This is a genomic window from Pseudochrobactrum kiredjianiae, from assembly GCF_030362795.1.
Taxonomy (GTDB): domain Bacteria; phylum Pseudomonadota; class Alphaproteobacteria; order Rhizobiales; family Rhizobiaceae; genus Pseudochrobactrum; species Pseudochrobactrum kiredjianiae.
This window is the reverse complement of the sequence record NZ_JAUCBM010000005.1, coordinates 282,261-301,455: the sequence shown is the minus strand read 5'-3', so window position 1 is coordinate 301,455 and position 19,195 is coordinate 282,261. Positions and strand designations below refer to the sequence as shown.

At 44.5% G+C, this 19,195-nt stretch carries 20 protein-coding genes; 2 read left to right on the top strand and 18 right to left on the bottom strand.

All coding sequences use genetic code 11. The features are described 5' to 3' along the window. Window positions 1–63: 63 nt before the first annotated feature. Window positions 64–1,253, top strand: a protein-coding gene (locus QUF18_RS12720; RefSeq protein WP_289386482.1) for an IS3 family transposase whose coding sequence is annotated in 2 segments (ribosomal slippage) — window positions 64–316 and window positions 316–1,253 — 1,191 coding nt in all. Because the reading frame shifts where the segments join, the coding sequence is not laid out codon by codon here. Window positions 1,254–1,510: 257 nt separating this feature from the next. Here the strand turns inward: QUF18_RS12720 and QUF18_RS12715 are convergent. The 16 genes from QUF18_RS12715 to QUF18_RS12640 form a co-directional block, all read right to left on the bottom strand. Beyond that, complete coding sequence (locus QUF18_RS12715) at window positions 1,511–2,428, bottom strand: glycosyltransferase family 2 protein (protein ID WP_289387524.1); 918 nt, start codon at window positions 2,426–2,428, stop codon at window positions 1,511–1,513. A 369-nt stretch (window positions 2,429–2,797) separates the two neighbouring features. Further along, a complete protein-coding gene (locus tag QUF18_RS12710; protein WP_289387522.1) occupies window positions 2,798–3,913 on the bottom strand; it encodes a hypothetical protein in 1,116 nt (371 codons plus the stop codon). Then, window positions 3,913–5,685, bottom strand: coding sequence for a glycosyltransferase (locus QUF18_RS12705; protein ID WP_289387521.1), 1,773 nt, complete (start codon window positions 5,683–5,685; stop codon window positions 3,913–3,915). Before QUF18_RS12705 ends, QUF18_RS12710 begins: the two co-directional genes overlap by 1 nt. A 24-nt stretch (window positions 5,686–5,709) precedes the next feature. Then, on the bottom strand, window positions 5,710–6,858 hold the full coding sequence (gene glf / locus QUF18_RS12700) for a UDP-galactopyranose mutase (RefSeq protein ID WP_289387519.1): 1,149 nt from the start codon (window positions 6,856–6,858) through the stop codon (window positions 5,710–5,712). 758 nt (window positions 6,859–7,616) lie between these two features. Next, window positions 7,617–8,882, bottom strand: a complete 1,266-nt coding sequence (locus QUF18_RS12695) for a glycosyltransferase family 4 protein (protein WP_289387517.1) — start codon at window positions 8,880–8,882, stop codon at window positions 7,617–7,619. Further along, on the bottom strand, window positions 8,872–10,110 hold the full coding sequence (locus tag QUF18_RS12690) for a glycosyltransferase family 2 protein (RefSeq protein ID WP_289387516.1): 1,239 nt from the start codon (window positions 10,108–10,110) through the stop codon (window positions 8,872–8,874). Before QUF18_RS12690 ends, QUF18_RS12695 begins: the two co-directional genes overlap by 11 nt. 271 nt (window positions 10,111–10,381) lie before the next feature. Continuing rightward, a complete protein-coding gene (locus QUF18_RS12685; protein ID WP_289387515.1) occupies window positions 10,382–10,636 on the bottom strand; it encodes a hypothetical protein in 255 nt (84 codons plus the stop codon). 102 nt (window positions 10,637–10,738) lie between these two features. Further along, window positions 10,739–11,005, bottom strand: a complete 267-nt coding sequence (locus QUF18_RS12680) for a hypothetical protein (RefSeq protein WP_289387514.1) — start codon at window positions 11,003–11,005, stop codon at window positions 10,739–10,741. Then, window positions 11,005–11,811, bottom strand: coding sequence for a lysozyme family protein (locus QUF18_RS12675; RefSeq protein WP_289387513.1), 807 nt, complete (start codon window positions 11,809–11,811; stop codon window positions 11,005–11,007). Before QUF18_RS12675 ends, QUF18_RS12680 begins: the two co-directional genes overlap by 1 nt. Before the next feature lie 66 nt (window positions 11,812–11,877). Further along, entirely contained in the window at window positions 11,878–12,267 is a 390-nt protein-coding gene (locus QUF18_RS12670; protein WP_289387512.1) for a hypothetical protein, read from the bottom strand. A gap of 1 nt (window position 12,268) precedes the next feature. After that, window positions 12,269–13,582: a hypothetical protein gene (locus QUF18_RS12665; protein ID WP_289387511.1), complete on the bottom strand. Its 1,314-nt coding sequence runs from the start codon at window positions 13,580–13,582 to the stop codon at window positions 12,269–12,271. Further along, window positions 13,566–13,799 (bottom strand): hypothetical protein, encoded by a 234-nt coding sequence (locus QUF18_RS12660; RefSeq protein ID WP_289387510.1) that lies wholly within the window; start codon window positions 13,797–13,799, stop codon window positions 13,566–13,568. Before QUF18_RS12660 ends, QUF18_RS12665 begins: the two co-directional genes overlap by 17 nt. A gap of 58 nt (window positions 13,800–13,857) precedes the next feature. Further along, on the bottom strand, window positions 13,858–14,202 hold the full coding sequence (locus QUF18_RS12655) for a hypothetical protein (protein WP_289387509.1): 345 nt from the start codon (window positions 14,200–14,202) through the stop codon (window positions 13,858–13,860). 14 nt (window positions 14,203–14,216) lie between these two features. Beyond that, entirely contained in the window at window positions 14,217–14,657 is a 441-nt protein-coding gene (locus QUF18_RS12650; RefSeq protein WP_289387508.1) for a hypothetical protein, read from the bottom strand. Between the two features lies 1 nt (window position 14,658). After that, window positions 14,659–15,141 (bottom strand): hypothetical protein, encoded by a 483-nt coding sequence (locus tag QUF18_RS12645; protein ID WP_289387507.1) that lies wholly within the window; start codon window positions 15,139–15,141, stop codon window positions 14,659–14,661. After that, window positions 15,141–17,765, bottom strand: a complete 2,625-nt coding sequence (locus QUF18_RS12640; RefSeq protein ID WP_289387506.1) for a phage tail protein — start codon at window positions 17,763–17,765, stop codon at window positions 15,141–15,143. The genes QUF18_RS12645 and QUF18_RS12640 overlap by 1 nt, the downstream gene beginning before the upstream one ends. A 77-nt stretch (window positions 17,766–17,842) precedes the next feature. Between QUF18_RS12640 and QUF18_RS12635 the strand changes: the two genes are divergently transcribed. Continuing rightward, window positions 17,843–18,073: a DUF6500 family protein gene (locus QUF18_RS12635; RefSeq protein WP_289387505.1), complete on the top strand. Its 231-nt coding sequence runs from the start codon at window positions 17,843–17,845 to the stop codon at window positions 18,071–18,073. On the opposite strand, the gene QUF18_RS12630 is transcribed toward QUF18_RS12635, so the two are convergent. Next, complete coding sequence (locus QUF18_RS12630) at window positions 18,057–18,485, bottom strand: GNAT family N-acetyltransferase (protein ID WP_289387504.1); 429 nt, start codon at window positions 18,483–18,485, stop codon at window positions 18,057–18,059. The genes QUF18_RS12635 and QUF18_RS12630 overlap by 17 nt on opposite strands. Further along, a complete protein-coding gene (locus QUF18_RS12625; RefSeq protein WP_289387503.1) occupies window positions 18,485–19,150 on the bottom strand; it encodes a hypothetical protein in 666 nt (221 codons plus the stop codon). Before QUF18_RS12625 ends, QUF18_RS12630 begins: the two co-directional genes overlap by 1 nt. Window positions 19,151–19,195: the final 45 nt, after the last annotated feature.

Genomic DNA, 19,195 nt, shown 5'->3' with positions numbered 1-19,195 from the left:
TGACCTGCCACTGAGAATTTCCTCCAGAATGGATTAGAGTCCGGCCCGATAAAGGACGGACGAATGAAGAAGCAGCGATTTACGGAAGAGCAGATTATTGCGGTGCTGAAGGAGCAGGAGGCAGGCATGAAGGTGGCCGACCTGTGCCGCAAGTATGGGATTTCGGACGCAACATTTTATAACTGGAAAGCCAAATACGGCGGTATGGAGGTGTCCGAGGCGAAGCGCCTGAAGGCACTCGAAGAAGAGAACGCCAAGCTTAAGAAGCTGTTGGCCGAGCAGATGCTCGATGCCGCCGCACTCCGCGAGCTTCTCGCAAAAAAATGGTAGGGCCTGCCGCCAAGCGTGACGCCGTTGCACATCTGAAGGACATAATGGGTCTTTCGGAGCGGCGGGCCTGCCAGATTGTTTCGGCTGATCGCAAGATGATCCGCTATCGGTCCTGCCGACCGCCGGAGGTCGAATTGCGAGCAAAGTTGCGCGATCTCGCCAACGAGCGACGGCGCTTCGGCTACCGACGGCTGTTCGTCCTGCTCAGGCGGGACGGAGAGCCATCCGGCGTCAACCGCATCTATCGGCTGTATCGCGAGGAAGGGCTTTCGGTTCGCAAGCGGAAGGCTCGACGAAGGGCCGTCGGCACGCGTGCGCCGATCCTGGTCGAGGCGAAAGCAAATGCCCGTTGGTCTCTCGATTTCGTGCACGACCAGTTTGCATGCGGGAGACGGTTCCGGATCCTCAATATCGTTGATGATGTGACACGGGAATGCCTGGCAGCAATCCCGGACACCTCAATCTCCGGCCGCCGTGTCGCCCGAGAACTGACGACGCTGATCGAACGACGCGGCAAGCCCGGAATGATTGTCTCCGATAACGGCACGGAACTCACCTCGAATGCCATCCTGGCCTGGTCGAAGGATCACAAGGTTGAGTGGCACTATATCGCGCCAGGAAAGCCTATGCAGAACGGCTATGTTGAATCCTTCAACGGTCGGATGCGCGACGAATTGCTCAACGAAAGCCTGTTCTTTGGCCTCGATCACGCCCGCAGCGCCATCGCCCAATGGGCCGACGATTACAACAATTTCCGGCCACACTCGTCGCTGGGATACCAAACCCCGGCAGACTATGCTGGATCCATCGCCGCAACCGGCTCCAACGCTGCGCAAGATGAAAGCTTGGCGTTTCCGCCGGTTGCTACCAACACGCCAATTGGCGTAGTCAAAACCGCCGAGGCTCTAATCGCCGTTGGATGAAAGTTCAGTGGCAGGTCACGCGATAAAAACAAGGAAAAATAAATGAGCTATTTCAGCTGTATCAACAGGCGAAGCCTGGGAGTTGAAGGCTCGCCCGTGGTCAAAAAACTCATAAATTATAAGGGCTTTAACGCCCCTCACCCTCTATTAGGCATATTGATTTTTTTCAATATTTTGGGGCTCAAACCCTCACCACTTCTAGAATAATTAAAGCATTTTTATTTGTAAAAAAATGTTTTCGTGAAGCCTCAAAACACTCAGACATGCTCAATATGCTTTTTGTAATCCCAAAAAGCACCCCTTATTCCACTAAGCAGAAGCGCCTTAAAAATCTTAAAATCACGGGTAGCACGATAAGCTTTTTTGGAATTCTTCAACACCTGGCGCAAAGCACGTATCTTTTTGGATTTTCCGCTTGCGACAGCCTCAATCGCTGCAACATTTCTGATTTCACACTTATACTTCCACAAATTTTGATGTGTCACTTGAGAATAGTCTGGAAGATTATTGCTGGGCGTGTCGTGTATGACAACGCTATCATCCAGATAGTAACAATCAAAATTCTTGGAAAGCCGACGCGTATATTCAGTATCATCGCACCAAATAAAAAACTCTTTTACCGGCAATCCAACACGCTCCACCCCAACACGACTAATAAAGCATGAGACGAAAGAGCTAGAAGTAAGTGGTAAGCTCGATTTAGCCTCATGAAATGACGCATTAGGTGGCCAGTTTAAAACTGGAATATTCATCAAGCAAATAGAGCCATCTACCCATTCAACACGACTTGCTAGAAACCCAATCTCTCGAGTTCCCTGCGTATGTGAATGGAAAAATGAACTCTCGACTAAAGCCTTCAAACAATCAAGTTTTGGATAAACGTCATCATCCATAACCCATGTCCAATCAGCCCCTGCATTATAGGCTGCTTTAATTCCTACATTAAAGCCCCCAGCTCCCCCTCCATTATAATCAAGAATGTGGGGTATTATGTTCAATCGTTCCGCATTCTCCAATAACCATTCTTTGGTTCCATCTGACGAGTTATTATCCACAACATGTATAAATCGAACTGCAACTGATTGAGCGTTAATTGCAGCAATACAGTTTTTCAATTTATCCAAACGATTGTAGGTAACTACAACCGCATCCATAAGTGGATTTTTTCGACTCATACAAACAAACCTAACATACTAGCCAGAATCATTATTCTAAATTTGAATCATCATCAAATAATCTAAGGTCTATTACTGGATTTAGAAGAGCTAAACCATACAATTATATATAGAAGCAATTAACCACCGCTCCCCTGCAGAGCTTAGTATCTACTCCCATTTACTCCATCCATATTTAAGCGCTTAATAAACATATAACGCTTCATCACTTATTGATAAATGCAAGATTACAAGATTACTTCCAGATCAATTCCCTATGCCTTCATCGATAGCCCCTAATATATAAAATACAAAATAAACTAAACATAAAAATCACGGTCAATCATATGATTACCGTGATTTCTATAAAATTAAAAATAATAGAATTATTTATCTTGGGGGCCTGTTTCTCAATCCAAGAATATAAAAAATCATTTTCATTTTTTTTGTAAAACCATGCACAACTGGAAATTGTGCAGAATTATTATTTGCTGCATTAGGATCAGCGCTTGTATTTGATTTATTTTCAATCCAGCGTAATCTTGCTTCAATTTCGAGTAGACGAGACTGCCTCAAACCAATTGGAAAAGGTATGCCCAATCTTTGCTGATACACCTCTTTAGCCGATTCAACAATGTCGCGATTTTCTTCGCGTTGAGTAAAGTAAGCGATATGCGCAAATGGTACAGATTTGTCACAAACAATAATTAAATTATTCTGACGACAATACATATGCATCATATGTTCATCATCCGAACCGCCATCGTTAATCGTAGACCAAAAATCTTTTTTAAACAGAATACAGCCAATAGAATAACGTTCTTGAGATGGCACCTCTTTATAGGCCTGCCCTGCAACAGCCTCAATAAAGCGTTGTGGTTGAAGTGTAGTATGCTGATGAATCCATCGTGCCAAATAAGGAAGCCCCCACACGGTACCATCAACACCAGTTCCCAATTCAGTAGCAGGAAGTAGTCTTTTGCGGCTAAATGCAGTGTCTACGCCAGCATAATGCTCTCTAGCAATTTTGCTAAAATATTCATCTGTCAGACCTAAATCATTGATAAGCTCCGCAAAACCCCAATTATTATTATTAATCAGAGGGGTAACATAAGCTAACTTTGCACCATACATACGGTCAGAAGCCACCCAACACTGCACCAGTTTGTCAAGCCACCCTTCATTGATTGGAAATGCATCGTCATCGACTTTGCAAATATATTCATATTCTTCAAAAAGTTCAGATTCTAATAGCTGTGATATAGAATAATATGGTGCTTGAGGCTCTATATTATCAACTACGCGAACCATATTAGGAAATAGCTTTTGGTAACGTTTCGCTACATCCAAAGTTCGTTCAGCGTCGTAATTGCCGCGACAGTTTTGCAAAATATAAAAATGCACATCGGGATCGCCATAAGCGGTATGACAAGCGAGAGCTAGTTCCATCGCTTCGTAATCGCGACACGCCAGCATTACAATGGCTATTTTATCTTTATCAATCATTACTTATCGTCGCTCCGAACATCAAGAACATTCTCCCAATATTCTCTAGTTTTATATTTGGCGCTATTATTTTGATAATTTAATTTTACAACTCTTCGCTGCCTTAGATATTGAATTTTTAATTTTAAGATTCGTTTTAATCCAGATCTTAATTCTTTTGAATCTCGCTTATATACATAAACCTCCGACCCAACTCCGAAAGCAACAGCTCCTACACGTATTAACGTCCACGTACCAGCCTCCCATGCAATTTTAGCATGCATAATTACTGACTGAACCATACGTTGTGGTAAAAAAGCCCCCCCAACACTCAACACCAAAACTAAACGTTTTTGACGTTTTTTTCTCCATGATATTGGCACGAGATACTTAAATTGATCAGAAGTTAATTTTACTAACTTGTTTCGCTTCTTTTGATTTGTGAGAACATCAATAGGAGAAGGCTTATCAGCAAAAAACTGCGGCCCTAGCAGTGCGTGCTCCACCCCATCTAAAACAGCGTGCATACCTGCATAGTCAAATCTCATTCCCATTTTATAGGCATTGCGTAGCAGTAAATTAAAAGTTGCTTTATTAGCACCGCTATCAGCATGCATGAATGATAAAGCCATCCAACTCCTAGATGCTAAGTACTCAGTTGGAGGATTTAATTTATACCCAAAATTTTCACACCATGTCGCGATGCCATTCAATGTCACAATCGGTAACTTATTTGAAAGACTGAAATCTACATCATCTCCCCGAACAAAAAATGGGAACGGTAGATGCTTCACTGCATTAATTGGAAATGCAAAGAACCACCAACCACCATAATTCAAATTTCCAGGTAAATCATTTGCTGCTACACAGGCAATATCTGACAAATCCCAACCCGAATGCTCAGCATGCCATACGGCTTTACCAGAGCCATTCAACCGCATTAACGCACCTTTTTCGTATTGAATAGAAGGCATGTCTGTATATAGCATTGCTCCGGCTACAGAAGCTCTCTCATCATTCAAATATGCCAAAAAAGTTTTCGCACGCCAAACACTTTCAGGCTCACAAGATGCATCATCATCCATGAATAATACGTGGGTATAACCTTGACGTTTTTTAACCTCGATAAAGCCTCGCGTAAATCCACCCGCACCACCCAGATTTTTGTTACTAACAATCGTCAAGTATTCAGTATTTTCGACATTAAGAGTAGAGCCATTATCAACAACAAACAAATGTATGCTATTCTTATACCGCGGTATAATCTTAGATGAAAATTTCTCCATTGCTGCAAAAATTTCAGTTTCACGCTGAAATGTAGTAATTACTGCTGCCAAACGAATATCGCGCTTAGCATTTTCAGAGGTAACCCATGTTACACTCTCGATCACCGAATTCTCAAGCGCAATGACCAAAAAAGAGAGCATCTCTCCACTTATCTGACTAAGAGATGGTACAGATACCTCAATACCACTAGCATTAAGTTCTCCCTCATATTCAGAAACTCGTATAGCGGCAGCAGTTGCGCTGTAAGAACTTATTAATACTCTTACAGCCCCTCTGCCACAAACGTGGAGACAAACATGCTCTATGCCAGTAGCTTCATGCCACTTCCGATGACTGAAAGCATTAAAGAATGTCGTAAAGTCAACAACACTTCCTGCAGTGAGATTGAGTTCCCCTTTTGCATTCGCCAGCGCAATATTTCCCGATGGCCAACGACAATAAAGGGAAACTCGATCGGCATGTTCCGAAGCAGGTAGTACAACATTCTGCAATATATTATTAATCATCAGAAACCTAACGGCGCTATGAATCTAAGTTGTAAAAAATTTTTTCACTTCAACATCATAAGTTTTCAAAGCAGCACCAATGGCTTGATGCATATCCAAATATCGATAAGTACCCAAACGGCCGCCGAAAATAACATTACTTTCTTTGTCGGTCATAGCTTTATAGTCTAAATAGACACGCTTGTCGTCGTTGGTATTAACCGGATAATAAGGCTCGTCTTTACGCTCAGCAAAGCGAGAATATTCACGTACAATAATTGTTTTTTCAGTCTGATAGTTCCGCTCAGGATTAAAATGACGGAACTCGAGAATACGAGTAAAAGGAACATCTTCATCCGCATAATTCATAACTGAAGTACCCTGATAGTCGCCTAAATTAAGAACCTCAGGTTCAAAATCAATAGTTCTCCACTTAAGTTCACCGGCGGCATAATTAAAATATCTATCAATTGGACCTGTATAAATTACAAGCTTTTCTTTAGAAATATTACTCCGAACATCAAAATAATCGACACCAAGTTTAATATCAATCAGATCATTTTTGAGCATACGCTCAAAAATCGCTGTATACCCATCTACTGGCAACCCTTCATAAGCATCATTAAAATAACGATTATCAAAATTATAGCGAACAGGTAAACGAGTTATAATGCTTTCAGGCAACTCTTTAGGGTCAGTCTGCCATTGCTTTGCTGTATAGCCGCGAATAAATGTCTCATATAGTGGGCGCCCGATTAGAGAAATTGCTTTTTCCTCTAGATTCTGCGGCGCTTTACCACCTAATTCAGCAGCTTGTTCAGCGATCAACGCCCTTGCTTCATCCGGGCTCAACTGTTTATTAAAAAACTGGCAAATAGTACCAAGATTTATAGGCATCATATATACTTGCTGTTTAAAACTAGTAAAAACTCGATGCTTATAATCTGTAAATGAAGTGAATTTGTTTAAATAATCCCAAACCAGACTATTAGGCGTATGAAAAAGATGCGCTCCGTACTTATGAACTTCTACGCCGGTCTCAGGGCACGTCTCTGAATACGCATTTCCACCGATATGAGATCGCTTATCCATAACCAATACACGCTTACCAAGATCATTAGCAACACGTTCGGCAATAGTGGCTCCAAAAAAACCTGCACCAACGATAACGACATCATAATCATCGAAACACATGAATCACCCTTAAGTTACTACCGCAAAATTGTTTTTTATGAACAAGCACTTACGCAAATGTGCATACATAAACAACGAAAATATAAGCATTTTATAAATTACCAGTGGCATTTACAATAAATACGAACACTCACCTACTAACTTTTTATTTACAAAATTAATCATGATGAATTTAGTCTACTTTTAAATAATTTAATATTAAAAAATAAAACACAATTCTCAAAATAAACCTTGAGAAATATAATCAAAATTACAATAAAAGTACTGAAATCCTATATCGAGTTTCTTGCACTAGGTCACACACACATAAAACAATTGCACATCGAAGCGTCTATATTTGACTACCTGTAACAGTTTGGAGATAGTGATGGTACGCTCTGACTTGACAAGTTTCGATGATCGGCGATTGAGCCACTTTCCTCCGACCAAAGTACGCGGCAAAGTGCCGGTTAATGACCTGATCGTTTTGAACCACGCCTTCTACAAACTGAGAATGATAATACAATAAGCTGATATTTCCGTACCTCCCCTTTATAACTATCCAACTCACCTCAATTCAACTTTGGCTATAAACATATCAGCTGACAACCCAGCACTATAATAATATAAAACAAACATATACAGACACTCTGAATAATCATTCAAATGATAATCTAAATTTTATTACAATAAAATTTTCTCTATACAATATATTAATTATACTTATAAAGAAACTAAAATAGTCCCATCGCTATCATACAACAATGGGACTATTATAATTATTTACGAACCTGAAGTAGGTTTTTTTTATTTAAATTACTGAAAGATGAAATATTATAGTCAATATATATATTTTTGATCAATTTCTTGTAATTTGATCCAAAATGCGTTGGTGTATAATTTTGCAAATAAGATTCTCTAGACCTATTACGCATCGCTAATAATTTCTCATCGTCCCAAAGAACAGCTTCGATAGCATTAGAAAACGCAATATGATTTGGCTCAAATAATTCAATAGCCCCATTTGTGGTACTATAGACCGATTTATTTCCCCCAGTATTAGACGCCAATATTGGAACCCCAACAGATAGCGCCTCTAATAAAATAAGATCAAAGTAGGTCATTCGATTTGGAAGAACATAGAGATCACAAGCATTCAACAAATCAGCAGGATGAGGATACCATCCAATTTCAATCCAACGTTCATGCTTTACAGGAGGCATACCATCCAACTTCCCTCCAACCAAAACTATTACATCATCATGCTTTTCCAATAAGCCTAACCCAACCGATTTGAGCAGATCATACCCCTTAACCTCATTGTGCCGCCCAATAAAGGCTATTACTCTCTTTCCATTTAAGCCCCATTTATTTCGAGCCTCCTCCCTACTAAGGGACGATTTAATCTCCATAGCGCCCGTCTCTATGAAGCGAACATCTTTATCACGCTCCCATTCCGCAAATTGAGGAACTGTTAAATAATAAGGCTCCATAGCTTCTTTACTTGGAAAAATCCAAGCGTCTGAATATCTAAAAGCTATAGCTTCAATGACCCTTGCAGCATTTTCAAGATCATTTGTCTGCTCTGAGGGATACCCTCTATCCCGCCAAACATCAGCTACTTCTTTTCCACTAGATTCAGGGCAGTGACTCGTGAAAAAAATAGGCCCGCCGCCAAACTCCTTACGGTGATTAATCAATCTAACCGCCTCAACAGCAGTATGAACATGAATGGACTGGGCATTATGTGATAATATTTTCTTGGATTTTACTGCATCTAATTTAATAGCGTCGATGTTTTTATAATAGTCAATGAGCTTCTTAAGCTCTTGAACTGTATGAGAACCAACAGCGGCATGGGAATACCCACTTGGCTTGGGCATTCTCTCGATAAAAACATCAATATTATCGAGCTCTTCTGTTCTATCTAGCCCCATCCTGAGATTAGCAAGATAACCAGTTGGACCTCCAGCTCTCGGATCAATAAACCAATCATAAAACACTAAGTGCTTCGATTTAATATTTTTCATAATCTTAATACTCATGTATTTTTTGCTTACAATCAGATTTAAGCTTATCATTAATTATATCAATCTTCTTATTTCCAAGATCAATCATACGCTTTAAATTATCCAGCTCAGGTTGAAGCAATTCATTAACTTCATTGGATATTCTGCTACGCCTATAACCCAACAATCTTTTCAATGAACTTGGTATAATTTTATTAATTCTAACCTTAATTTTATTTACTATTTTTTTATTTAATAAATAAACATTATAGGCACTATGAGTAGAATGCATTCTTTCTAAAATGTATTTCACCCACTCCTCATCGGCCCAATACGGACGAACATCAATTATTTCCTGATCCGAAAAATCCTTTAAATATAAATTTGCTTTATCATAAAATTTACTCTCGACAAGACTACCTTTCTCTATGACGTGAGCTCTTTCTAGGGTTAATCGAACTATTATTTTTTTGTAAACACAATTAAAATCAATCTTACTTAGATTTTTACCGAATATAATTTTTAAATTGTCAATTACATCAAAAATTTCCAAGTTACGTAGACTTGAATCTCTAGTTATCTGACCATCACGGTTACTTCTATAATGATAAAGATGCCGGTCTGAATAGGCTAATTTTTGCGTTGCAAAACCACACGCATAGTGGAATTGATGATCTTCATACAAACGATTTTCTGGAAACTCAGCCCCAATTCGATCAATCAAACTTTTAGTACGCATAGACAACCAAGCTGAAGGATAAACGTCAGTAATAAACTTACTATTGTCGCTGTAGTCAACAACCCCCATTAAGGCCTTTGCTCTCGCTTCATACGAAATAAAAGGGGCCTGAAAAATTTTTACTTGCTCCTCAATTACCGGAGCAATCATAGACCATTCACTACCAGAATCTTGAATGAGTTGTACAAGGGTCGATATCGTATCTGGCTCTATCCAGTCATCACTGTCTACAAAATATATATACTCTCCCTTGGCATGCGCGATTCCAGCATTCCTTGCTCCACCAAGTCCTCTATTTACATCATTATGAATTAATTTAACTCTATGGTCAGTAGCCATGACTTTTTTTATAATCGTTATGGAATTATCCATTGTTGCGTCATTAACGCAAATTACTTCAATGTTTCTATAGGTTTGCTGTAAAATCGACGACAAGCAATTTTCACAATAATTTTCCACCTCAAAAATAGGCACAATTACGGAAACTAAATGCTCTTCCGACGATTGAAAGTTATGAAGAGTCACACAAACCTCTTTTTAAATTTTAGTTAAACATTTGCAGATTCGCCAACCTTGACTACCATACACAAGCATATCTTAAAATACTTACGGATCATGTCCGAAAAAATATTGGAATGTAAATTTTTATTGCACGCATTTAAAAATCATCATTATAATTGAAATACAGAATTTAATTTAAGTATATTTAAATGTTCACATATAATAAATAAATAGAAATCACTTATAAATACAGAATAATACGATGAAGACATAAGTTTTAATGCATGTAAAGCTGTCATTTCGATGGATTAATCCAAATAAGTACCTTCCAAATATTCTCGTACAGCATTACCGCACCGATAAATGTACCAACGATGGCAACGATCATCCATTTCATAAGCCCCCCGACCGTGCGCATCGCAATGACCAAGCGAAGACCATCTTTCAGCGTTTCGATGTCATCCTCACGGAGCTGAGAAAGAAACTCCTGCGTTTCATCAGGCAGCTCATTAAAACGGTGTGCCGGATTTGCCTTTGGATCCATCGCCATCACCAGCACCCCTGCCGGTTTCCATTTTGATCATTACCTTCCACTCGCTCAGCAGCTTGCCGGTCAATTTTTGTCAGGGCTACTAGCCCAACCGCTGAAAGATCATTCTTGCGCCAACCCGCGCAGTTGCTCACAGTCTGTGGACTGCACCCCGCGACGGTGAAGAGACTGAATGCAAAAATCATAGTCCGAAAGATTGCGTGTTTTCGCATCGTCTTTCACCCTCTCCCGCTCAGCGTGGATATCACTCTGTAATTGCTGAATTGCGCCTTCTTGGCGCTGTTTGTACTTGCCTAACTGAATAGCACCGGTGAGCGCCACAGCCCCCACCAGCAGCAAGGCAGCAATGATTTTTAGCCGCCCCAACATCAGAGCCCCTCAAACAGTTCGATGATTTTGTCTTTCACCTGTTTCATGGTGAGGATGGAATAGATTGAGATGCCAATGATGCTGAGAACAATCACCATCTGCACCCTCCAATCGAAAGCCCCCATGAGCGCTGCAGGCGACATAGTGCCAATATAGCTCCACAACCATGCCCGCTTTGATTTCCAGACCGGCTTAGGCTTTTCAGGTTCAGACGGCAGGCTTTCCACTCCCGGCCTTTCAGGTACAGGCACGGGCAAGCCGTTTCCCGCACCTTTGGCCTTACACAAAATAGCCTCAATGTCTTCCGGCTTCACCAGAGCCTTATTAAGCGCATCACCATCATAATAGGACTGGCCGCGCTTGAGGTGTTGATGCTGCCCCTTAGTTGCCGCCAGAACAGGAAATGATGCCCATTCCATCGCCAACCGCTTAGCAAACTCAGTCATGGTGATTTTGCCTGCCATAAATTCTTCATAGCCACGGCGTTTCAGCAGGTGGCAGCCAAGGCGATCCTGAAGATCGGGATCAAACATCTGCTTGCCGGACAAACGCAGCTCCCGCGATAAATCCTGGAGAGTTTTCCGCATAAACTGATAACCACCCGACGCAGAGGATTTAAAACGCTTGGTAAAGCTGGCCTGCTCATCAACCAACTCACCAATCGTCATGGCCGTAATCTGTTTTTTCAGCTTATTTTGGTTCTGACCATAGATGACATCATAAGACGCGCGATCAGTCCGCCCGACTTCAATCTTACGAATGAAGTCAAGCAGGATCGCCGCGCCAGCTGGCACGGTTTTATCCATTTTCAATTTCCCTAAGAAAAAGCCGCTTAAAAGCAGCACATAATATCAGCTTGTTGTCGTGATATTTTAAGATTGAGCGAGCAACTCACCGGCACGCTGTACGCCAAACAACTCAGTGGCGACCTGTTGAAGCAATGACCACAGCTCATGATCAGAACGGTATGTCTGTGCCGTCGTAAAAATCTGCCGAATACGAAACGGCTGTGTCTGCATAACAGCCTCAACCTGCTCACCTTCCGCCTCAGTCATACGCTCCCACAAGGTGACAGCAGGAATGGAAATTACGGCCGGAGCTTCTGGTTCTAGCAGATAAGGCTCAATCGCATTGCCTGCTGCTTCCCAATCGGCAATCATTGCGCGGTGTCGGTTTTCCATATCATCGGGTATGGTCATAACTTGACCGTTGATCGTGGCAATGACTAAACCACCGCTCGAATATTTTGCGCTTTCAATCATTTTAAATCTCCGCATCAAATGTTATGTTTCTAGCTAAAACGTTCATTTGAGTACCAATATTACTATCAATTGCCAGAATTGCCCCCTTCTCAGAGATGTTCTGAAAAAACAATGCAACCGATGTTTCGTTTAAATCCCCTTTGCACGTTGGGCTTGCGCGCATAATCGTCCTAAACATCACCGTTGACCTTCTGTATGCCGAGGTAGAAATCATCCCCATCCATACTTCTGGAGCTGTTTGATAATACCTGTCGCACAGAAGTTGCTCTTGTTGCTTATGACGCGCAGACCACGGGTCTTTCGTGGTTAGATCACCCGACACGACAGAAATCATTGTTGCAGTTTGGGGCACAACCACAGAGGTGTTTCCACCTGACACTGTTGCCTTAATCGGTGATGCTTGTGTCTGCCCTCCGAACGTACCATTTCCACCGCCTGACCACGTTAGTGTGTATTCACCAGCAGGCAGAGCCTCAACAATCTGCTCAATACCGTTTGCATGGCCTTTCCAACGGTCGAAACCATAGACACCATTGGCTGGCTTTTTCCCACCACCACGCTGATTAATGGTAAAATCGCCATTAATGATCCAGTTGTACGAAGATTTAGATCCCACCAGAGCAGTCGTGGCCTTTAAATCCAGCGCATCCTGAGTAGCAGTCGATACCGGCAGAGTTGCAGGCTCAATCAAACCACCGGTGCCGCTTATCAGCTGCTGTTCACTGCCACCTTCAGGTAACTGGAATTTCTTGGCAATTTCATCCGTGAATTGTTTGAACGGTACAATCGCAATCTTGCCATTAGCATCCATCACAACAAACTGCTCATTGGCCTTTGCCAGCAATGCCAGTTCGGTGAGATTTGCGATACTATCCAACTGAGCAACTGCAGCCAGATTGCTCTTAGTATCATCTGGTCCGAATTCGGATTTAGGAACCAGCTTGATAACACCTGGCCCGACAAAGACCGGCACTGCATCCTCTTCACCGGCAAGAGCTGCAAAGGCTTCAAGATTGCCGGATGTCAGCAATTCCCTGACCATACGCATGGCACCCTGTACGCGGCTGCCATCCGGCTGATAGCGTATGCGCAGAGGCTGATCGCTCCCCGCAGCGGCCATAGGACACTCAGCATAGAGCGTACCGCTGTTCTGACCGGTGATAGCCTCAATGATGAGTACATATCCACTCACGGTGATAATCGCATCACCGACCTGTAATGCCGCTGTCTCAAGCGCTGAACCAGTTGTTGTAAAATCCTTAGAACCGGCCACGAGTGTCAGTGTGCCAGAAGTCCAATCAGGCCTGATCGCCATTACCATGCTCCCCATGTTCTGCCAGTTGCGCTTGAAAATGTTCGATCTGGGACTGAAGCGTCTTTTCGGTTGCTTCGAGTGTTTTGATCCGTTCTTTTAATTCGATATTCTCTGAGGCCAGCATCAGATTGCGCTGCCGGAGAATGCCCGACATAAACGCCGTCTCCTGCAGCTCTGCTTGCGGATGAATTGTGGGAATTGCCTGTGGAGCAGACATGCTTTCTCCTTTCCGCACCATGCGGATTATTAAAACGAGTGTTGTGTGAATGGAGCGATCAGCCGCCTATGGAATTCCAATAGACGTAATAGGTCACATAGCGGGATGTACCGGTGTGATTGTAAATCCGCATCGAGGCCATATCGCCCTGAATACGGGCTTCAAATTGCGTTTGGTAAGCCACAACATTTTGGGGCTTGAGCAGAATGAGTGCCGGTTGAGCATAGGTACGACCAAACGGAATATAGACATTGCTATTGGCCGGAACCTGCACAGAGCCCGTGATATAGGGCGCAGCCGTGCCAAGCTTTTCATGAATGATAAAATCATTCAGATCAGCGCTATCAACCGACTTTCCGGTCTTTGAGACACGGAACTTATAGTCCGGTCCTTTCTTGATCAACACACAGCCCTGCATCAGAACTTATCCCTGATTTTGAGCAAAAATACTGTGTAATTGAAATAAGCATATTGCTGCTCAGTCCAACCAGCAAAAACCAACTTATTATGTGCAATTCCAATAGCCGGCATCAGATCACCAAGCGTGGCACCATTCCATGTCATGAGGGTATAGAGATCCGGCGGGAACTGAAACGGCTCATTGCTTGAGGTCTTAAAGCCCATGAACGCCAGCGGAATGTAAGGCAGCTCCGGAAAGTTCACAGTGATATCGTGCCGCCACAGCCCTTCCGACTGCCTTGTCGCGGTTGATGAAACAGAGCCTTGAGCCCAGATTTTAAGCATGTCGCCAAGGGACGACATCAGATAGGGCGCACCCTGCTCTACGGTCTTGCCTGCCTGAGCAACAAAAATGCCGTGCTCACCATTATTGTTTCCGATTACAATTTTACCTGCCATCTCACATCGCCATAATCAGATACATAAAGTCGTCGCGGAAATGATATTTGCCCGCCTTCGCATAACAACGCGGGATAAATATCTGACTATTGCTCACGGTAATCTCACCAGTGCGATAATAGTCACCACCAAAATTACGGTTACGCTTATCAGCACCGAGCAAGACCATGCCGTGATCGTACCAGTACCGGCTGTCGGACAGCGGTATCAATAAAACCGTCGGCACATAGGGCAGCGGTGTAAAGTTGATAACCTGTACGTTTGACCAATTGGTTGGTTCATTCCATGCGATATATCTCTTGGGGCGTTTATCACGTCGATAATCCGCATTATCAATATGCAGACCAGCCTCAACAATCGTACCGGAAAACAACCAATCACTATCAAACAGCTTATTGCCCTCTGGCAGCGAGGGATTTGACGCATCAAACCCCTCTTTGGCCACTACCAGCTTATCTGCATCCATAAAGATTTCTGCATCCATTATCGGGATATCCTCAAATAGCCTTCAGCCAGATTGATCACAAATTTCCCATCCGGTGAGCGCAACAGGCCGGATTCAACCTCACCGATACTGGCCACCTGCAAAGTCAGCCGCCCGTTGATGAAGGTCATAGGCGAAACGCTATCCACGCCATTGGTGACAATCCACTGATCGGCATTCATAATCATCCGGCTGAATAGCTCACCACCGGCACCGGCGAAGGCTTCCAGCCACATGGCGGCGCGTGCAGTCTGCCCCATAGCTTCAACAAAGCTGCTGAAGGCAATGCGCGATAAGGCGCTGCCGCTTGTGGCCTCACTGGTAATGCGGATCAGACCATCGGCAGAGAAATTACCGACATCAGCCGTCAACTGCGTGATGGATTCAGACTGCGCTGTAACAAGGCCATCAACCGTATCAATCCGGCTGGTGAGCATAGAGACGGCTTTGGCAACGTCATTGTCAACTTTGGCTTCCAGCGTTTCGATACGCGTTGCAATAGCGCTATTCGGACCGATGGAAACGGCAATCAGCCTTGTATAGCCTGCCCTGATGTTACCGGCCGTGACTGCAGCCTCTTCACGCAACAGCTTGAACATATCGGCATTGCCAGCCTCTTGCTCTGCAGCCAGCGCTCCGATGCGGTCGAGTTCCTCCTGAACATAGCGATCTGTTTCACCCACCCCTGACAGAACATCACTGATATCTTTGTTGAGCTGTTCAATATTGATCGCGTAAATATCCAATGGACCGAGCCGGATATCATCGGTGATAACCCCAATCCAATCAGCCCAGATGAATTCCGTATTGCCATCATAGGTGCCGTATCGCGCCCGCACCTGATAGGACTGGTTTGGCAGTAACAACATGCCAGGCGCTATGATCAGTGATGCACGTGGCACCTCCTCGGTACGGCCAATATAGATCGTTTCCAGCGTTTCGGTTTTACGCAGCTCATACTGGACATAATCAACGGCATTGACCGCGCCATCCCAGAGCAGCCTGATACCGCAGCGCCGATTGTTGCCATTGCTATCCTGTGCAACCGCTGGCAAAGCGCCAAAGCTAATGATCGGCATTGGTTCAGGACGGATGATACCAACTGCACCATCAACCGGTGGCCGGAATTCGGAGCTGCTATCCCATGCATAATCTGATGGATCCACTTCCGTAATATCCACCAGCACATCCAGATTGCCCTTGTCAGACACCCCGTCAATGCGAAACATCTTGGCCTGATAACCATTACGTACCGATGACCAGACAACATATTCGCCCGGAGTGCAGAACGCCCAAAAGCGTGGCGGCAGAACCAGAGTATGACGACGCGCCCGCTGTGCTTCCAGAAGAGCAGACTTCATCAACCGCTGCACCTGCTCCGGATAGGGCACAAAATCCAAAGGCACATCAGACATCAACCGGCGATTGCCGTGTCTGGCCTCCAGATCAGTGCGATAGAGTGGTGGTGCTGTGATTGTCACCCAACCATTGATTGGAGAAGGATATGTAGCGCTGATGCCATTAACACTATCAGCCAACCCAAAGAACGGCGTGAAGGTCTGCTCTTCCGTTGAGAGAATATCATCATCGGTAAAATCTATTACCGGTGCATCCGGCGCACCAATGTGGATTGCATAAGTGCCGCCAACCTCACTGATACGCCCCTGACAGGCGGTCAGAATAGTCTCAAGAGCTGTGGCAATTGGCGCATCGACTGGTAGTTCCCCACCAGAGCGATACATTGGCTCAAAACCATATGCGCCCTGCACTTGCTGGCGACATTTATTGATCTGCTTTATCCAGCTCGCAGCAGGCAGACGCGATCCGGTTACACCCTGCAATCCATAGAGCCATTTATTGCCATAGCGGATCTCACGCAGAACATTATAGGCTTGGACGGCAGGCAGATGATCACCATCACCGCCCCAAGTCGCCGGATCAGACCAACGCTGTGAGCCATTGCCGCCAGCACTGCTATCCTTGGTGATATCGTAAAGCCTTGCGCCATCGACCTCGAACTTAAACGAGGGAATACCGGAGAACATATTCTTCGAGACAAGCGCCGTGACAATCACATAGGCAACACCACGGCCAACACGGTTGCTTGACCATTGCCGTTGATGATTGGAGCAAGTGCCGGTAAGGAATGTATCAGCGGCAGTTTGCGTACCATCATAGAACTTGATCCAGAGATTATCGCGCCCGTCTTTACGGTACTGCGCAACAGAATGCCCCCAGCCGGTATTGCTGCCGGTCAGATCAACCTTCTCACTGTTGACCATCACGCCAGTTAACGCTTCAACTGGAAAATCAGAGAGAGCAATGACCTGTGTGAGATAAGCGTTCTTGCTATCCCCATCCTGCCCCCATGTGTTTACCCAAACGAGAGAACCGGCAGTCGCAGTTTTACCCAGCAGGATCGAGCGCGGAACATCGCCCCCACCCTGAATGGTCGTATTGATGGAGAATGTCGGGTCTTTTGGTTTACCAGCCAGCGACTGCGCCAGCACGTTCAAACCAATACCAACAGCCGTCTTGAGCAAGGCACTGCCGATAATCCCAAGACTACCAACCCACGCGCCGACAGCCGTTACCGCGCTGGCGATAGCAGTAAAAAGAGCCATGTATAATCTCTTGATTGAATTATGAGGTCAGAACACGTTAAAGCGTATTCTCTTCCTCACCCATGAAAGGAACGCAGTTGCGCCAGAGCTTAAAACTAAAAATTATTGAGGTTTGTGATCGCAAAATCGCCGAGAAAGGCACCAAAGTCGGGCTTTCCTTCTATGCGTTTTTTGCCAACAAGAATGATGACCCTGAAATGCTGATGGAAGCTGCGGAATGGTGGATCAAAACACACAGGCTGGATCACTTTGAAAAGGCTGAAAAATCAAAGCTATGGTTCAAAACGAGCTTTAACGTAAGTTTTTGATAAAATGCGTCTCTGCGGGCTGATAGCCGCGGCGCAGATAAAGCGCTGAAACATCATTGGTCGAGAGTGCCGCCATACCGACGGCACTGCAGTTTTGTTCACGCGCCCATCTCTCATAGGAATCAAGCATCTTGATAGCACCCCGCCCACGCGCTTGTGGGGCGACATACCAAACGGTTTCCTTAGCATAGCGGCCAGCACCAAAGGGATGCTCAAACCATCCTGCCATCAGCAGCCCATCCGGCTGATCACCAATGACCAGAACACAAGCCTGCGGGCTGGTATGATGATAATCAAATAAAGCAGAGGCATGGGATGCACTAAATGGGAAAGTGAAACCCGCAACCTTATGGCTTTCTCGCAGCAAGTTCAGGCAGGCCATTTTGTCTGAAGCAGTTGCATGCCGGATCATCAGAAAATCCCTAAAAACTTTTTGCGTTTCTTCTGCGTTGGCACCGATCCTTTGACCGAGCCCCACCACACTTCCCATTCAGTGACCGTGGCACTGTCATCATAAAAACCGTCATTCGGATCACGGACTTTCTGATAAGCGGCACTGCGCGTCTCTGCATTAGAGCGTGTCACTTCCTGCGTGTGACTGGCACAGGTGAAAGTGACAGAGCCTTCCTCATTCTCGGAAGGCGTGGTGACATCGATCGTATCAACAAAGCCCATGAAACGGGCAACGGCAGGTGCCACCATCAATCGTGTGTCCGGATCAAACAACCCGCGATAGATTTCTACCCGTGCCTGCTGGCAATCATAGTCACGTACAATCCGTTCGATTTCCGTGTGGATCTGCGAGGCTTGAATAGTGGCATTTTGTACCGACAGATTTGCAACCAATGGAATGTCACTAATCCCAACCAGACTACCGGCACCATAGAACGTGCGCGTTTGCGTGATACCGGTATCAGGCTCAACGACTTCAGCCTCGACATTGAACACATCAGACCACAAGCCTTCAGTGACCGAAGTACCGGTATCGCGCCGCTTAGCCACAAACCAGACAAAGTCACGCGCAACCAGCCTGCGCTGTTCAAGCGCAAGCTGGTTCTCTGCTGATATGTATCGCATGTCTTTTTCCTAGAAAATTTGCACAAATAACAACGAAAAATAATA

Bases quoted from the DNA above. Each gene is read 5' to 3' on its own strand.
- QUF18_RS12670 (WP_289387512.1), bottom strand. From the start codon at position 12,267: ATGATTGAAAGCGCAAAATATTCGAGCGGTGGTTTAGTCATTGCCACG.
- QUF18_RS12675 (WP_289387513.1), bottom strand. From the start codon at position 11,811: ATGGATAAAACCGTGCCAGCTGGCGCGGCGATCCTGCTTGACTTCATT.
- glf (WP_289387519.1), bottom strand. From the start codon at position 6,858: ATGTGTTTCGATGATTATGATGTCGTTATCGTTGGTGCAGGTTTTTTT.
- QUF18_RS12695 (WP_289387517.1), bottom strand. From the start codon at position 8,882: ATGAGTATTAAGATTATGAAAAATATTAAATCGAAGCACTTAGTGTTT.
- QUF18_RS12710 (WP_289387522.1), bottom strand. From the start codon at position 3,913: ATGATTGATAAAGATAAAATAGCCATTGTAATGCTGGCGTGTCGCGAT.
- QUF18_RS12645 (WP_289387507.1), bottom strand. From the start codon at position 15,141: ATGGATGCAGAAATCTTTATGGATGCAGATAAGCTGGTAGTGGCCAAA.
- QUF18_RS12630 (WP_289387504.1), bottom strand. From the start codon at position 18,485: ATGATCCGGCATGCAACTGCTTCAGACAAAATGGCCTGCCTGAACTTG.
- QUF18_RS12640 (WP_289387506.1), bottom strand. From the start codon at position 17,765: ATGGCTCTTTTTACTGCTATCGCCAGCGCGGTAACGGCTGTCGGCGCG.
- QUF18_RS12685 (WP_289387515.1), bottom strand. From the start codon at position 10,636: ATGGCGATGGATCCAAAGGCAAATCCGGCACACCGTTTTAATGAGCTG.
- QUF18_RS12650 (WP_289387508.1), bottom strand. From the start codon at position 14,657: ATGGCAGGTAAAATTGTAATCGGAAACAATAATGGTGAGCACGGCATT.
- QUF18_RS12715 (WP_289387524.1), bottom strand. From the start codon at position 2,428: ATGAGTCGAAAAAATCCACTTATGGATGCGGTTGTAGTTACCTACAAT.
- QUF18_RS12625 (WP_289387503.1), bottom strand. From the start codon at position 19,150: ATGCGATACATATCAGCAGAGAACCAGCTTGCGCTTGAACAGCGCAGG.
- QUF18_RS12665 (WP_289387511.1), bottom strand. From the start codon at position 13,582: ATGGCGATCAGGCCTGATTGGACTTCTGGCACACTGACACTCGTGGCC.
- QUF18_RS12680 (WP_289387514.1), bottom strand. From the start codon at position 11,005: ATGTTGGGGCGGCTAAAAATCATTGCTGCCTTGCTGCTGGTGGGGGCT.
- QUF18_RS12705 (WP_289387521.1), bottom strand. From the start codon at position 5,685: ATGATTAATAATATATTGCAGAATGTTGTACTACCTGCTTCGGAACAT.
- QUF18_RS12660 (WP_289387510.1), bottom strand. From the start codon at position 13,799: ATGTCTGCTCCACAGGCAATTCCCACAATTCATCCGCAAGCAGAGCTG.